At 70.5% G+C, this 14,549-nt stretch carries 16 protein-coding genes; 13 read left to right on the forward strand and 3 right to left on the reverse strand.

Annotated features, from left to right (window positions below; translation table 11 throughout):
• The first annotated feature begins 49 nt into the window (after nucleotides 1-49).
• The 7 genes from AC1ROY_RS01910 to AC1ROY_RS01940 all read left to right on the forward strand — a co-directional run bounded on the left by AC1ROY_RS01910 (nucleotide 50) and on the right by AC1ROY_RS01940 (nucleotide 6,434).
• On the forward strand, nucleotides 50-1,552 hold the full coding sequence (locus tag AC1ROY_RS01910; RefSeq protein ID WP_493146614.1) for a replicative DNA helicase: 1,503 nt from the start codon (nucleotides 50-52) through the stop codon (nucleotides 1,550-1,552).
• Entirely contained in the window at nucleotides 1,553-2,596 is a 1,044-nt protein-coding gene (alr, locus tag AC1ROY_RS01915; RefSeq protein WP_493146615.1) for an alanine racemase, read from the forward strand.
• Nucleotides 2,593-3,378: an MlaE family ABC transporter permease gene (locus AC1ROY_RS01920; RefSeq protein WP_493146616.1), complete on the forward strand. Its 786-nt coding sequence runs from the start codon at nucleotides 2,593-2,595 to the stop codon at nucleotides 3,376-3,378. Before alr ends, AC1ROY_RS01920 begins: the two co-directional genes overlap by 4 nt.
• Complete coding sequence (locus AC1ROY_RS01925; protein WP_493146618.1) at nucleotides 3,375-4,193, forward strand: ABC transporter ATP-binding protein; 819 nt, start codon at nucleotides 3,375-3,377, stop codon at nucleotides 4,191-4,193. Before AC1ROY_RS01920 ends, AC1ROY_RS01925 begins: the two co-directional genes overlap by 4 nt.
• 191 nt (nucleotides 4,194-4,384) lie before the next feature.
• Complete coding sequence (locus tag AC1ROY_RS01930) at nucleotides 4,385-5,017, forward strand: YciI family protein (RefSeq protein WP_493146619.1); 633 nt, start codon at nucleotides 4,385-4,387, stop codon at nucleotides 5,015-5,017.
• Between the two features lie 4 nt (nucleotides 5,018-5,021).
• A complete protein-coding gene (gene yddG / locus AC1ROY_RS01935; RefSeq protein ID WP_493146621.1) occupies nucleotides 5,022-5,858 on the forward strand; it encodes an aromatic amino acid exporter YddG in 837 nt (278 codons plus the stop codon).
• Between the two features lie 66 nt (nucleotides 5,859-5,924).
• Nucleotides 5,925-6,434: a DUF1269 domain-containing protein gene (locus tag AC1ROY_RS01940; protein WP_493146623.1), complete on the forward strand. Its 510-nt coding sequence runs from the start codon at nucleotides 5,925-5,927 to the stop codon at nucleotides 6,432-6,434.
• A 9-nt stretch (nucleotides 6,435-6,443) separates the two neighbouring features.
• On the opposite strand, the gene AC1ROY_RS01945 is transcribed toward AC1ROY_RS01940, so the two are convergent.
• A complete protein-coding gene (locus AC1ROY_RS01945) occupies nucleotides 6,444-7,061 on the reverse strand; it encodes a flavin reductase family protein (RefSeq protein WP_493146625.1) in 618 nt (205 codons plus the stop codon).
• 254 nt (nucleotides 7,062-7,315) lie between these two features.
• Here AC1ROY_RS01945 and AC1ROY_RS01950 point away from each other — a divergent pair, with 254 nt between their 5' ends.
• Nucleotides 7,316-8,185: a S1/P1 nuclease gene (locus tag AC1ROY_RS01950; RefSeq protein ID WP_493146626.1), complete on the forward strand. Its 870-nt coding sequence runs from the start codon at nucleotides 7,316-7,318 to the stop codon at nucleotides 8,183-8,185.
• Between the two features lies 1 nt (nucleotide 8,186).
• Here AC1ROY_RS01950 and AC1ROY_RS01955 read toward each other — a convergent pair whose 3' ends face one another.
• Nucleotides 8,187-9,326 carry a PQQ-dependent sugar dehydrogenase gene (locus AC1ROY_RS01955; RefSeq protein ID WP_493146627.1) on the reverse strand — a complete coding sequence of 380 codons (1,140 nt, stop codon included), beginning with the start codon at nucleotides 9,324-9,326 and terminating at the stop codon, nucleotides 8,187-8,189.
• Nucleotides 9,327-9,435: 109 nt separating this feature from the next.
• Between AC1ROY_RS01955 and AC1ROY_RS01960 the strand changes: the two genes are divergently transcribed.
• The 5 genes from AC1ROY_RS01960 (at nucleotide 9,436) to AC1ROY_RS01980 (ending at nucleotide 13,570) form a co-directional block, all read left to right on the forward strand.
• On the forward strand, nucleotides 9,436-10,680 hold the full coding sequence (locus tag AC1ROY_RS01960) for a TonB family protein (RefSeq protein WP_493146629.1): 1,245 nt from the start codon (nucleotides 9,436-9,438) through the stop codon (nucleotides 10,678-10,680).
• A gap of 184 nt (nucleotides 10,681-10,864) precedes the next feature.
• On the forward strand, nucleotides 10,865-11,353 hold the full coding sequence (locus AC1ROY_RS01965) for a GcrA family cell cycle regulator (RefSeq protein ID WP_493146631.1): 489 nt from the start codon (nucleotides 10,865-10,867) through the stop codon (nucleotides 11,351-11,353).
• Nucleotides 11,354-11,588: 235 nt separating this feature from the next.
• Complete coding sequence (locus AC1ROY_RS01970) at nucleotides 11,589-12,458, forward strand: DMT family transporter (protein ID WP_493146633.1); 870 nt, start codon at nucleotides 11,589-11,591, stop codon at nucleotides 12,456-12,458.
• A gap of 141 nt (nucleotides 12,459-12,599) precedes the next feature.
• Nucleotides 12,600-13,214: a class I SAM-dependent methyltransferase gene (locus tag AC1ROY_RS01975; RefSeq protein WP_493146634.1), complete on the forward strand. Its 615-nt coding sequence runs from the start codon at nucleotides 12,600-12,602 to the stop codon at nucleotides 13,212-13,214.
• Nucleotides 13,215-13,261: 47 nt separating this feature from the next.
• Nucleotides 13,262-13,570, forward strand: a complete 309-nt coding sequence (locus tag AC1ROY_RS01980) for a hypothetical protein (RefSeq protein ID WP_493146636.1) — start codon at nucleotides 13,262-13,264, stop codon at nucleotides 13,568-13,570.
• Here AC1ROY_RS01980 and AC1ROY_RS01985 read toward each other — a convergent pair.
• Nucleotides 13,567-14,457 carry a LysR family transcriptional regulator gene (locus AC1ROY_RS01985; protein ID WP_493146637.1) on the reverse strand — a complete coding sequence of 297 codons (891 nt, stop codon included), beginning with the start codon at nucleotides 14,455-14,457 and terminating at the stop codon, nucleotides 13,567-13,569. The genes AC1ROY_RS01980 and AC1ROY_RS01985 overlap by 4 nt on opposite strands.
• Nucleotides 14,458-14,549 lie beyond the last annotated feature (92 nt).

The following is a 14,549-nucleotide window of genomic DNA, read 5'->3' on the forward strand; positions in this document are numbered from 1 at the left end:
CAGCCGGCCATGGCGGAGGCCTCCCCATCCCGGGTAGGATGGCCCCCACATGAACAGCATCCCCCCCTCGGAGGGCCAGGGCCTCTTCGGCCTCGGCACGCGCCTGCCCCCGGCCAGCCTCGAGGCCGAGCAGGCGCTGCTGGGCGCACTCCTGGCCAACAACAAGGCCTATGAGCGCGTCAGCGAGTTCCTCGAGGCCGAGCACTTCGCCGACGCCATCCACGGCCGCATCTACACCGCCATCCGCCGCCGCGTGGAAAACGGTCAGCTCGCCGACGCCGTGACCCTGCGCCGCGAGTTCGAGCACACAGGCGAGCTCGAGGAGGTCGGCGGCCCCGCCTATCTGGCGCAGCTGCTCTCGGCCATGGTCGGCATCGTGAACGCCGGCGAGTACGGCCGCCTCATCCACGACTGCTACATCCGCCGCCAGCTCATCGACCTCGGCGAGACCGTGGTGAACCGCGCCTTCGGCGCCGAGCCGGAACTGGACGGCAAGGACCAGATCGAGTCGGCCGAGCAGCTCCTCTTCGACCTCGCGACCCAGAAGGCCAGCGAGGGCGGCGCCATCACCTTCGAACGCGCGCTGACCCGTGCGGTCGAGATCGCGGCCAAGGCCAAGGAGAGCGGCGGCGGGGTCTCGGGCCTCGCCTCCGGCCTGCGCGACTTCGACGCGAAGATGGGCGGCCTGCACGACTCGGACCTCATGATCCTCGCGGGCCGACCCGCCATGGGCAAGACCGCGTTGGCCACCAAGATCGCCTTCGGCGCCGCCAAGGCGCTTCTGCGCGAGGCGCAGGAGACCGGGGGGCGGCCAGGCCAGGTCGCGATCTTCTCCCTGGAGATGAGCGCCGACCAGCTCGCCAACCGCCTTCTCTCCGAGGCCAGCCGCATCCAGGGCGACCGCATCCGCCGCGGCGAGATCAGCCAGCGCGAATTCGACCATTTCGTGGGTGTGAGCCGCGAGCTGTCGCAGCTTCCCCTGCTGATCGACGATACGCCGGCCATCACGCTCTCGGCGCTGCGCACGCGCTGCCGCCGCATCCAGCGCACACGCGGGCTGCGGTTGGTGGTGGTTGACTACCTTCAGCTCATGCGGCCGGCCGCCGGGACGCGGCCGGAATCGCGCGTGCTGGAGATCAGCATGATCACTCAGGGCCTGAAGGCGATCGCCAAGGAGCTGTCGCTGCCGGTGATCGCGCTCTCGCAGCTCTCGCGAGCCGTCGAGCAGCGCGAGGACAAGCGGCCGCAGCTCGCCGATCTGCGTGAATCCGGCTCGATCGAGCAGGACGCCGACAGCGTGATGTTCGTCTACCGTGACGAGTACTATCTCAAGCAACGCGAACCGAAGATCATGAACTTCCCGGATGACTCCAAGTTCCAGGATGCGATGACGCGCTGGCAGCAGGACATGGAGCGCGCCCACAACAAGGCCGACCTGATCATCGCCAAGCAGCGCCACGGCCCCACCGGCACCATCCCGCTCTTCTTCGAGGCGGAGTTCACCCGCTTCGGCGACCTCGACACCGAGCATGCGCAAAGCTATGGCGACTGAATGTCGCAGGGACTGCTGACCATCGATCTCGGCGCGATCGTGCGCAACTGGCGGAAGCTCTGCGCGATCCACTCCACCGGGGCGGTGGCGGGGGTGGTGAAGGCCAACGCCTATGGGCTCGGCGCCGGCCATGTCGGGCCGGCGCTCCTCGAGGCCGGGTGCCGGCACTTCTTCGTGGCGCAGCCGCTCGAGGGGGTCCGGCTCCGCAAGCATCTGGGCCAGGGGCCGATGATCGCGGTGCTGGGCGGCGGGACCGCGGGCCTGGAGAAGTACCGCCTGACGCCGGTGCTGAACACGCTGGACGAGATCCGGGCGCATCGCGGCCCGGCGATCCTGCAGGTCGACACCGGCATGTCGCGCCTCGGCCTGGACCTCTCGGAGGTGGAGTCGCTGGCACGCGACCCCTCGCCCTTCGAGGGCGTGGAGCTGCTCTACGTCATGACGCACCTCGCCTGCGCCGACGAGCCCGGCCATCCGCTGAACGCGGTGCAGGCGGATCGCTTCGCCGAGACCTGCCTGAAGCTGCCGCGGGCGCGCCGCAGCTTCGCGAACTCCTCGGGCATCTTCCTCGGCGGCCGCTATGCCAGCGACCTCGCGCGGCCGGGCTGCGCGCTCTACGGCATCAACCCGACCCCGGCGAAGCCCAATCCCATGGAGCCGGTCGTGCGGCTGGAGGTGCCGGTGCTGCAGCTCCGCACGATCGCGGCGGGGCAGACGGTGGGCTATGGCGGGACCTGGATGGCCGCGCGGCCGAGCCGCATCGCCACCATCCCGGCCGGCTATGCCGACGGGCTGCCGCGCTCCATCGACGGCAAGGCGCGCGGCGTGATCCGCGGCCGGCCGGTGCCGATGGTGGGCCGCGTCTCGATGGACCTCATCACCTTCGACGCGACGGACGTGCCCGAGGCGGCCGTGGGCGACATGGTCGAGCTCATCGGCCCCCTGCAGGATGCCGACGCCTTGTCCCGGATCTGCGGCACCATCGGCTACGAGATCCTGACCTCGCTGGGCAACCGCTACGAGCGCCGGTACCTTCCGGCATGACCAGGTTCCTGGACTTCCTCGCGCTGATCGGGCGCGCCCTCATCTCCGCCTGTCGCACGCTGGGGGCCGTCGGCCTCTTTGCGCTCGAGGGCGCCTCGCATGTCGTGCGGCCGCGCTTCCCCTTCCGGCAGTTCTGGCGGCACTTCGTCGAGATCGGCTATTTCTCGCTGGCGGTGGTGGCGCTGACGGCGCTCTTCACCGGCATGGTGCTGGCGCTGCAGAGCTTCACCGGCTTCTCCCGCTTCAGCGCGGAGAGCGCGATCCCCTCCGTGGTGGCGCTCTCGGTGACGCGCGAGCTCGGGCCGGTGCTGGCGGGGCTGATGGTCGCGGGGCGCATCGGCGCGGCCATGGCGGCCGAGATCGGCACCATGCGCGTGACCGACCAGATCGACGCGCTGACCACGCTCAGCACCGATCCGATGAAGTACCTGGTCGCGCCGCGGCTGCTGGCGGCGACGCTGGCCATGCCGCTGCTGGTTGTCGTGGCGGACATCCTCGGCGTCGCGGGCGGGTTCCTGATCGGCACGGTGAAGCTGGGCTTCATCCCGCAGCTCTACCTCACGCGGACTTTCGACGTGCTGCAGACCATGGACGTGGTGAGCGGGCTGGTGAAGGCGGCGGTCTTCGGCTTCCTCATCGCGCTGATGGGCAGCTGGTGCGGCTACAACAGCAAGGGCGGCGCGCAGGGCGTGGGTCAGGCGACGACGCGGGCGGTGGTGGCCTCGTCGATCCTGATCCTGGCGCTGGACTACGTGATCACCGAGGCGTTCTTCAGCCGATGACCCCTTCTGATCGCGAAGCGGAGCGGAGCGTGAATCAGCAGGGCAAGGACACGCCGAAGATCCGCCTTCGCGGGCTGCGCAAGAGCTTCGGCGACAAGGTCGTGCTGGACGGCGTCGATCTCGACGTGCGCGCGGGCCATTCCATGGTGATCCTGGGCGGCTCGGGCTCCGGCAAGTCGGTGACGATCAAGTGCATCCTCGGCATCATCGAGCCGGATTCCGGGCTGATCGAGATCGACGGCAAGGACGTATCGAAGATGTCGCGCGAGGAGCGCGCGGCGATCCTCGACCGCACGGGGATGCTGTTCCAGAACGGCGCGCTCTTCGACAGCCTGCCGGTCTGGGAGAATGTCTGCTTCAAGCTGCTGGCGCAGCGGCGCATCACGCGGGCCGCGGCGCGCGGGAAGGCGGCCGAGGTGCTGGAGCAGGTGGGGCTCGCGGCCAGCGTGGGCGACCTCTCGCCCGCCGAGCTCTCGGGCGGCATGCAGAAGCGCGTGGCGCTGGCCCGCGCGATCGCCGCACAGCCCGACATCATCTTCTTCGACGAGCCGACCACGGGCCTCGACCCCATCATGGGCGCGGTGATCGACGGGCTGATCGTGGACTGCGTGAAGAAGCTGGGCGCGACGGCGCTCTCCATCACGCACGACATGCAGAGCGCACGGCGCATCGGCGACGACGCGGCCATGATCCACAAGGGCCGGATCGTCTGGACCGGGCCGGCGAACGAGCTGGGAGAGACGGGCAACGCCATGGTGGACCAGTTCGCCCGCGGCGAGCGCGAGGGGCCGATCCAGATGGAGCTGCGGAAGTAGCGCGAGCGGCCCCCCTCCTCGCCATGCGGCGGCCCATTGCAGGAACACCGGAAGCGTGGAGAATCCGGCCGCACAGCGGCCGGCGCGCCGCGACCAACATCGAAGCGGGCGCGGCCTGACGAGGCGCGAAGCCAAGCGCGCGGAGCGCGCGCCCGGCGCCTGAGGGCGGCAAAAAGATAGGGCGGAAAAACATGGCCTACGTCATCATCGCCTGGGACGGCACCGACAAGGACGCGCTGGATCGGCGCATGGCCGTGCGCGACCGTCACCTCGAGGTCATCACGCGCTGGGCGAAGGAGGGGCGGCTGCAGCTCGGCTTCCCCACCTTCCGCGCGGACGGCTCGGTCGCCGGCTCCATCATGTTCCTCGACGAGGACGAGGTGGGCGCGAAGGAATACCTCTCCGAGGAGCCCTTCGCGCGCGAGAGCGTGTGGCAGAGCTACGAGGCCCGGCCGTTCCGCATCGCGCCGCTGGAGTATGAGCCGCTGCCCAGCGGCCCGACGCCGAGCCAGCCGACCCACACCGTCGTCATCGCCGAGGACGGCGAGAACGTGCTGGCGAAGCGGCTGGCCGTGCGCGGCGCGCATTTCGATCGCGTCTCGAACTTCGCGAAGGACGGCACGCTGACCCTGGGCGGCGCGCTGCTGAATGCGAAGGGCGAGATGGTGGGCTCCATCGCCATCACGAAGCACCCGACCGAGGAGGAGGCCCGCGCCTTCTGGGCCGAGGATCCTTATGTGAAGGAAGGCGTGTGGCAGAAGATGCGGTTCTTCACCACGCGCTTCGCGCCGCTGCCCTACAAGCCGCTGCCGCGGCCGGAGTAGGTTCTTGAGCGCCACGCTCGCCGGCGTCGGCGCACTGATCCTCTGGGCCTTCCTCGCTTTGCTGTCCCGGCTGGCGGCGGGCATCCCGCCGCTGCAGCTCACCGCCATGAGCTTTGCCGTCGCGGGCCTCTTCGGCCTTGCGGCGCTGGCCGCCCGCGGGCAGCTCGGGGCGCTGCGGCAGCCGCCGATCGTCTGGCTGCACGGGGTGGGCGGGCTGTTCGGCTACCACGCGCTCTACTTCGCCGCGCTGGCCTATGCGCCGGCCGTCGAGGCCAATCTGCTGAACTACACCTGGCCGCTGCTGATCGTGCTGCTCTCGGCGCCGATTCTCGGGCTGCGGCTGGGGCCGCGGCGCCTTTCGGGCGTGGCGCTCGGCTTCCTCGGCAGCATCGTCCTGCTGGGCGGCGGCGCGCGTTTTCCGGCGGAATCCTGGTTCGGCTTCCTGGCCGCGGCCGGATGCGCACTCACCTGGTCCACCTATTCGGTGACGGCGAAGCGGCTCGCCGCCGTGCCGACCGAGGCGGTGGCCGGCTTCTGCGCGGCCTCGGCGGTGCTGGCGACGGCGGCGCACCTCGCCTTCGAGCCGAGCGTGGTGCCGGACGCGCGGCAGCTCCTCGCCGCGCTGGTCCTCGGCCTGGGGCCGGTCGGCACGGCCTTCTTCCTCTGGGATTTCGGCATGAAGCGCGGCGATCCGCGCCTGCTGGGCACGCTGGCCTATGCGGTGCCGGTGGCCTCCACGCTGCTGCTGATCGCGGCCGGCAACGGCGCGCTGAGCTGGAACGTGGCGGCCGCTCTCGTGCTGGTGACGGGCGGCGGCTGGCTGGCGGCCACGGCACGCTGATTCTTCAAAGCACTGTCACGCCGACGGTGCTAAGGCAGGGGCTCCAAACCAGCAAACGGGTGCCCCATGGCCGATCTTCTCGTCATCGAATTCCCCACCGAGGCGCAGGCGGAGGAAGTCCGCCAGAAGCTGCTGGGAATGCAGAAGGAATACCTGATCGAGCTCGGCGACGCCGTGGTCGCCGTGAAGCAGGCGGACGGCAGCGTGAAGCTGAACCAGCTCTTCAGCCCGGTGGCGGCGGGCGCTGCTTCGGGCGCGCTCTGGGGCTCGCTGATCGGGCTGATCTTCCTGATGCCGCTGGCGGGCGCCGCGCTCGGCGCCGCCTCCGGCGCGCTGGGCGGCAAGCTCACCGACTTCGGCATCGACGACGACTTCATGAAGGAGGCGGCCAAGGCCCTGCATTCGGGCAATGCCGCGCTCTTCCTGCTGATCCGCAAGATGACGACGGACAAGGTGGTCGCCGAGCTGCGCGGCAGCGGCGGCACCATCCTGCGCAGCTCCTTCGACGAGACGAAGGAGGCGGAGCTGCGCGCGGCCCTGGCGGATGCGACGGCGGCGGCGACGCCGGCCGCCTGAGCCGGAGGGTCAGTCGGCCGGCCGGATCATCTCGAAGACGCTGCTCACCTCGGTGTAGTCGCCCCGGTAGCCGCAGCGGGCGATGGGGTTGGCCGCGGCCGTGTCGAAGATGCCGTCCCGGAGGAACTCGCGGCGGATGTGCACGCCGACGACCTGGCCTAGGGTCATGTAGGTGTCGAGCAGCCGGCCCTCGAGATCCTTCAGGCGGATGGTCTCCAGCAGCCGGCATTCCAGCGCTGCCGGCGCAGCGGCCACGCGGGGCGGCTTCACCTGGGTCGAGGGCGCCGCGTCGAGCGCGGCCAGCTCCATCTCGTTCACGCCGTAGGGCACGCCGCGGCAGGTCTCGTTCATCGCCTCGGCCAATTCGCGCGAGACGAAGCTGCAGACGAACTCGCCCGTCTCGTCGATGTTGCGCACGCTGTCCTTGTAGCTCTCGCTCGAGAAGGCGACGATCGGCGGGCGGCCGCCCATGGCGTTGAAGAAGCTGTAGGGCGCGAGGTTCACCCGGCCCTGCTTGTCCATGCTGGTGATCCAGCCGATCGGGCGCGGCGCGACGATGGCCTTGAAGGGGTCGTGCGGCAGGCCGTGGCCCTGGCGCGGGTCGTAGAAATGGGTGTCGGTCGGCATGGGGGCTCCTGAGCGTGACGTTTCGCCACACTCACCCGGCCGCGGACGAAGGGGAAGAAGCCCGGCCCGCCCTGGCGGGCGGAAATTCGCCGACCTGTGCCGTCGGAGCCCTGCAGCGCCTCAAGGGCTTCCGGGCAGGATCAGGTCACTTTGCCGGAATCTCCCGAATACTCCGACAAATATGATGCGCTTCCCGATCCGGATGATCTATATTTCTTCTTATATTTCAAATAAATGAAGAAACGGAGGCCGTCATGCGCGTATTCCTGTTTGCCCTGGCCTGCTCCCTTCTCGGAAGCGCCGCGGCCAGCACGTGCAAGGCCTGGGGCTCCGAAGGGCACGCCATCGTCGCCGAGCTGGCCCAGCGCCGCCTGACTCCTTCGGCCCGCGCCGCCGTGGGCGAACTTCTGGGCCCGGGCGTTTCGCTTGCCTCCATCGCGAGTTGGGCCGACGACCTGCGCGCCAGCGGACAGAACGAGACGAAGCGCTGGCACTTCGTCGACATCGACGCGGAGCATGCGGCCTATGATCCCGCGCGCGACTGCCACGCGACGGACGAGGGCGACTGCATCACGGCGGCGCTGGACCGGTTCCTGAGGATCCTGGCCAACCCCGCGCTCCCGACGCAGGACCGCCGGCAGGCCCTCATGTTCACCGTCCATCTTCTCGGCGACCTCACCCAGCCTCTGCACTGCGCGGAGCGTTTCGCGGAAGGCCGCGGCGATGGCGGCGGAAACGGCTTCTTCGTGACCTTCAACGGCCGCAAGGAGCGCTCGCCGGACGTCATCAGCTTCCATGCCTTGTGGGACAGCGTCCTGATCCAGGAACGCATCTACGACTGGGGCACGCTGGTGACGCGCCTGGAGACCTCGACCATTCCCGCGCTGGATGCCGCTGCCGTCCAGTCCGGCTCCCTCGTCGACTGGACCAACGACTGCCACCGCGCCGGGATCGACGCCTATGCGGCGCTGGGTCCGGACGCGCCGCGGCGCAACACCCGGGAGACCCCTTTCGCGCTCGGCACCGCTTATGCGGACACGACCTTCGAGCTTCTGCGGGCCCAGCTCGCCAAGGGCGGCCTCAGGCTTGCGCAGGTCCTGAACCAGGCCCTCGGCGCGCGCTGAGTCACGCCGCCTCCAGCCGCAGGATCCGGCCGCGCGCCTCGTCCGTCAGCACGAGCAGCGCGCCGTCGGGCGCGAAGATCACCTGCCGCATCCGCGCGCGGCCCCAGAGCAGACGCTCCTCGGACACCACGCGGTCGCCCTCCATCTCCATCCGCAGCAGGCCGGGCGCATTGAGGCAGGCCATGAAGAGACTGCCGCGCCAGATCGGCTGCGCCTCGGGGGGCGCGAAGACGAGGCCGGACGGGCTGACGGCGGGCACCCAGAACTTCACCGGCTCGATGATGCCTGGGCCGGAGGTGCGGCCGTTCGCAATCAGCCGGCCGGAATATTCGCGGCCGTAGGAGACCTCCGGCCAGCCGTACTGCTCGCCGGGCCGCAGCAGATTCAGCTCGTCGCCGCCGAGAGGGCCGAACTCGGCAGCGAAGAGGCTGCCGGTCGCCGGATTGAACGAGATGCCCTGCGGGTTGCGGTGGCCATAGGTCCAGATCTCGCCGCGACGACCCGGCTGCCCGAAGAAGGGATTGTCGCGCGGGATGCGGCCGTCGCGGGTGAGGCGCAGGATCTTCCCGGCGAGGTCATCGAGCCTCTGCGCGCGCTCGCGCTCGTAATAGCGGTCGCCGCAGGTCAGGAAGACATGCGCGCCGTCCGGGCTGAAGGCGATGCGGCCGCCGAAATGGTTGCGCCCGAGCGCCTGGGCCGGCGCCGCATCCACCACGATGCGAGCGTCCGTGAAGCGGCCCGGCCCGAGCCGCGCGCGGTAGAGCCGCGTCACCGCGCCGCCCTGCACCAGCGTCGCGGCCGAGAAGAAGACCTCGGAGGTCGTCGCGAAATCCGGTGCGGGCCGCATGTCCAGCAGCCCGCCCTGCCCGGCGTTCTCCACCGCGGGCAGGCCGCCCAGCGGTGGCGAGACCTGTCCGTCCGGCGTGATCAGCCGCGCGCGGCCCGGACGCTCGCTGACCAGCAGGCGGCCGTCGGGCAGGAAGCCGCCGCCCCAGGGGTTCTCCAGCCCTGTCGCGAAGGTCCGGAGGCGGAAGGCGCCGCGCCCGGATGGGACGGTCTCGAATTCTTGCGCCTGCGCAACGGCGGGCATGGCCAAGGGGGCGGCCATCGCGGCGAGCAGGCTTCGGCGGCGCAGGGGCATGGTGCGGTCTCCCGGTGACACAAGCGACATGGGAACACTTCGTCACCTGACACCGATTCGCAGCGGGGCGGATTTGCGATATTGCGGGTGCGATGTGTGGCCCCGCGGCGTGACGCGCCCGAACCTCAGCCCTCCCCGCCTCCGGCCTCGCACGCGCTTCGGCGCGCGGCGGCGCGCGGCGGCGCGGCGGGAGCCCCTGCCGCCCGCGTGGCGCCCGGCCGCCGCCAGGCCGCGCTGGCGCGCCGCTCCGCCCGAGCGCAGCCCGCTCGGCTTCCCCGCCTGGTTCCTGGGCTCGCTGCTCGCGCATGTGCTGCTGGCGCTGGCGCTCTATTTCTGGCCCGACCCCCGCAAGCCGCAGGACCAGCTGCCGCCGCCCACCTTCGACATCGTCTTCGAGGGCGGTCAGCCGCAGCAGCCCGAGGCCGAGCCGGTCGAGGGCATGCCGACCGAGCCCCAGCCGCCCGAGCCGCCCTCGACGGCCGACATCCCGCCGCCCCCCGACGCGCCGCCGCAGCCCGGCCTGCCGCCGCCGCCTCCCCCGCAGCAGGCGCTGCCGCAGCCGCCCGCGCCCCCGCCGCCGAGCCCAATCCCGGCCCCGCCCGTCCCGGTGCCGCCGGTGCAGCAGGCCTTGCCGCTCCCGCCGCCCCCGGTGCCGCCGCCCGTGCCGCCCATCCAGCAGGCCCTGCCCCTGCCGCCCGCGGTGCTGCCGCCGATGGAGCCCGCCCCCATGCCGCAGATGCAGGGGACGGTGGAGCTCTTCGCGCCGCAGACCGACATCCGCCTGCCGGACCGTCTGTCCGAGAGCCTGCCGCCGCCGCCTCCACCCCCGCCGCCGGCCCCGCCGCAGACTCAGCAGCGCCCGACGCCGCCCGCGCAGCAGGCCCAGCCGCCCCGGCCCAACCTCCCGGGTATCTGGGCGCCGGGCGGCGTGCAGCTCGGCCGGCCGCAGACGCCGCCCGCGGGCCGCCCGCAGGCGCGCGGGCTCGACCTCCGGGTGGACCCGCGGATGATGGAGGGCCAGGCCTCGCGCGATCCCTCGGTGCGGGTGACCGGCGCGCAGGTGGGCGCCGACTGGCGCGCGGCCTTCCGCCGCTGGCTGGACCAGAACATCCACTATCCGCAGCAGGCGATCGTGCGGGGCGAGGACGGCACGGTGCGGGTGCGGATCACGGCCGCCGCGGACGGGACGGTGCGCAACGTGCAGCTGGTGGGGCCATCCACCTCGCCCTCGCTGAACTTCGGGACGACCTATCCCTTCAACGGAGCGCGGCTGCCCACCTTTCCGCCCGGTTCCGACCCCAATGTCACCATCGACCTGACGGTGAACTACGTCCTGCTGAGGGGCGGTCGATAGGCCCGTCAAGACTGGCGCCGGCCGATAAGTGATTCATAAGCAGCAACAAATCCCTTGGCGCTGACCCGGAAGCGCGGTGCCAAGGCTTTTCCACAAGTTTCTGGCGACTCGGGATAATCCAGGGCTTGTGTGTCAAGCCCCAGTTTCGCTACTGTATGTGGTGTCAGGCGAGGGGGATCAAGCCATGGACTGGACGACGGAATCGATCGATCGCCTCCGGGCGCTCTGGGCCGAGGGGCATTCGACGGCCGAGATCGGGCGCCGGATGGGCGTCTCGAAGAACGCGGTGGTGGGCAAGGCGCACCGGCTGCAGCTGCCGGCGCGGCCGAGCCCGATCCGGCGCGACCCGGCGGCACCGAGGCCCGTCGCGACCGGGCGGCGGCCCACGCTGCCGCCGCTGCGCGCGGCCATGCCGTCGATGCCCCGCCGCGAGGAGCCGCGGATGGTCATCACGGCGGCGCCTGTGGCGGTGGCCCCGGCGCCGAAGCCGGTCGCGGTGGTGCGCGCCTTCCCGCGCGTCAGCACCAAGACCTGCTGCTGGCCGCTGGGCGAGCCGGGCACCGAGGGCTTCCACTTCTGCTGCGCCGGCGCGATGCCGGGCAAGCCCTACTGCACCGAGCACGCCGCGCTGGCCTATGTCCGCGTGAAGGATCGCCGCGAAGACGCGGCGTGATTTTACGCCCTCAAGCGGCGGGCGCTCGCTCCGCTCGCTTGTCTTTCGCCGCACCACTGGCGCGCCAGCTGCGCGGTTGAGTGGGCGGCGCCGGCCGCTGCGGCCGGATGCTCGGAGCGCGCGCCCAATCCGACGCTGTCGTACCTGATGGGAAGGCGTCTTCGCGCTTCCCTTCGAACTTGTTACCGTCGTTCCATCCAGTCGAAGGCGGCGGCCTGCGCCCGAAAAGTCATCCATGACCCTCAAGGGCTTGATTCTGCAGCTTTGCGCATTGATGATCTTCGTGGTGATGGACACCACGCTGAAGCTCATGACCGCCCACTTCTCGGTCGTGCAGATCATCTGGGCACGGTTCCTCTTCGCTTTCCTCACCGTCGCGCTCGTGATCCGGATCACTTCCGGCCGGCTGCCCTGGCGCTCGCGCGCACCCGGCCTCCAGGCGCTGCGCTCCCTGATGCTGATGGGCTGCAGCCTCATCTTCACCGCGGCGCTGTCGTATATCCCCCTGGTGGACGCCACGGCCGTGGGATTCGCCTCGCCCCTCATCACCGTGGCGCTCGCCGCGCTCATCCTGCGCGAGCCCGTCTCGACGCGGCGCTGGTGCGGCGTGGGGCTCGGCTTCGTCGGCGTGATGGTCGCCCTGCGGCCGCCCTTCCTGACGGGCGCGCCGCTGCACTGGGCCTATCTGCTGCCCCTCGGCACGGCGACCATGTTCGGCTTCTACCAGATCCTGACCCGCAAACTGGCCGCGCTGGACGACAGCCGCGTCACCATCCTGCACACTGGCGTCGCGGCCAGCCTCGCGACCTCGCTGGCGCAGCCCTTCGTCTTCATCACGCCCGACGCCGGGGAATGGGTGGCGCTGATCGCGGTTGGCGTGCTGGGCGGAATCAGCCACGGGCTGCTCGTGCTGGCCTATGCCCGCGCGCCGGCCAGCCTGCTGGCGCCGCTCTCCTACACGCAGCTGATCTGGGCAAGCGTGGCCGGCGTGCTGGTCTTCGCCGACTGGCCGGATGCCGTGACCCTGCTGGGTGCCGCGATCATCGCCGCGGGCGGCGTGCTCACCGCGATACCGCAACGCAGCAGCAACAAGATGGAAACTTGATGAACACAAAGCGGTTGCGTGTCCTGGGGGCGAGGAGTAACCCGGTTGCACCCGAGGACCAGAGGGACGAGTCACATTTCCATCATCGGCCTTTCGGAGGGTGAACGGGCCCACCCTCGCGCATCGCTGGACGCCGCGTCCGTGCGCGATGCGTACCGCCGCTGGGCGGGCGTCTACGACGTTGTTTTCGGCGGCGTTTCCGCCTTCGGGCGGCGCAGCGCCGTGGCCGCGGTCAACCGGCTCTCGCAGACCGCGGGCCGCCGCGTGCTCGAGGTGGGCGTCGGCACGGGCCTCGCGCTGCCGCATTACCGCCGTGACCTCGACGTGGTGGGCATCGACCTCTCGCGGGACATGTTGCTGAAGGCGCAGGAGCGCGTGAAGCAGGAGCGTCTTTCGGCCGTCCACGGGCTGCTGGAGATGGACGCGGAAAGCACCGCCTTCGCCGACGACAGCTTCGACATCGCGGTGGCCATGTTCACCGCCTCCGTCGTGCCCGACGCGAAGAAGCTCTTCGCCGAGATGTCGCGCGTGGTGCGGCCGGGCGGGCACCTGCTCTTCGTGAACCACTTCGCCGCGGATTCCGGCTTCCGCTGGTGGCTGGAGCGCAGCACGGCGCCGCTCGCGCGCATCCTGGGCTGGCATCCGGACTTCATGCTGAGCGATCTGCTGGATCGCGCCGAGGCGAAGATCGAGCGGATGGAATCCTGCCCGCCGCTGTCGCTCTTCACCCTCGTTCAGGTGAAAAACCCCGGCTGATCCAGGGCCTTGCCGAAACGTCACGGGATTTTGCCCGTTACGTTTCGATGATCGACGAAATCCTGGACGTCGCCCGCCTCTTCACGGAATGGCCCAGTGGCACCGGCCCGCGCCGACGCGAGAGGCTGATCGGCAAGACCCGCCCCTTCAGGTGGATGGTCGCCATCAACCGGATCCTCCGGATCCTGTGCATCCCCCTCGGCATCGCCGGCTTCTTCTTCCTCGGCGACGACACGCCCTGGCGGTTCCTCGCCTTCTCGGGAGGCGCCCTGTTCATCGCCGCGGCCAGCTTCTTGGCCGACACGGTGGCCATCCGGCGCGGCCTGGTCCGTATCCAGGAACTGCCGAAGCGCTAGCCCCAGAGCGGATTCCGCGAGAGCTGGTCCACGAATTTCGCCGCCGCCACCGAGAGCGTCCGCCCGCGCAGCTGCCCCAGCACGATCTCCACCGGCGCGATGTCCCGCTCGTCGATCGGGCGCCAGTGCAGGTTCGGCGTCTCGGAGGGAATGCCGATCGAGACCTGGAAGGAGACCAGCCGCTCGCGCAGCACGTAGTTGCGCAGGAATTCCAGCGAGCCGGATTCCACCCGCAGATCCATCGACTGCGACAACCGCCCCCGCGCCGCGTCCAGGATGTGGCGGATCGCCAGCGAGTGGTCCGGCATGGCGACCGCGTGCCGGAAGCACTCGCGCAGCCGCACCGGCGTGTCGCCGGCCAGGGGGTGGTCGGCATGCATGAGGGCGCAGAGCGGCTGGCGGCCCTGGTGCAGGATCTTCATCTCGGCGGAGGGTGGCGGATGGGCGAGCAGCGCCAGGTCGGCCTCGAACTCCAGCAGCGACTGCACGCCGCGGGCATGGTCGCGGGCCAGGGCCAGGAAGGTCACGGCGGGGAATTGCGCACGGTAGGCCTCGATCTCGCCCGGCAGCACGTGGTCCACGAAGGCCTGGCTGCAGGCGAGCGTCACATGACCGCGCCGGGCGCCGGAGAGATCGGCGATCTGTGAGCGCAGCCGCTCGAAATCGGCGGCCTGGGCGCGGATGTGCTGGATCAGGAGCTCGCCGGCGGCGTTGAGGCGCATGCCGTGCGGCAGCCGCTCGAAGACCGGCACGCCCAGCTCCTGCTCGAAGTCCTGGATCTTCCGGGTCAGCGCGGAGGGGGTGATGTTCATGCGCTCGGCCGTGCCGCGGATGGAGCCGCTCACGCCCACGTCGCGGATGAATTCCAGGGTCTTCAGATGCTTCATGGCTGCGTCCGGCCGGGCGTTGCCATCATTGCAACAGGCCGATCGAAATCAAGCACCGACTGCAACGGCCAAGGATCGACTCCGGTCCGCCT

This window comes from Roseococcus sp. GW821-FHT12F05, from assembly GCF_058806835.1.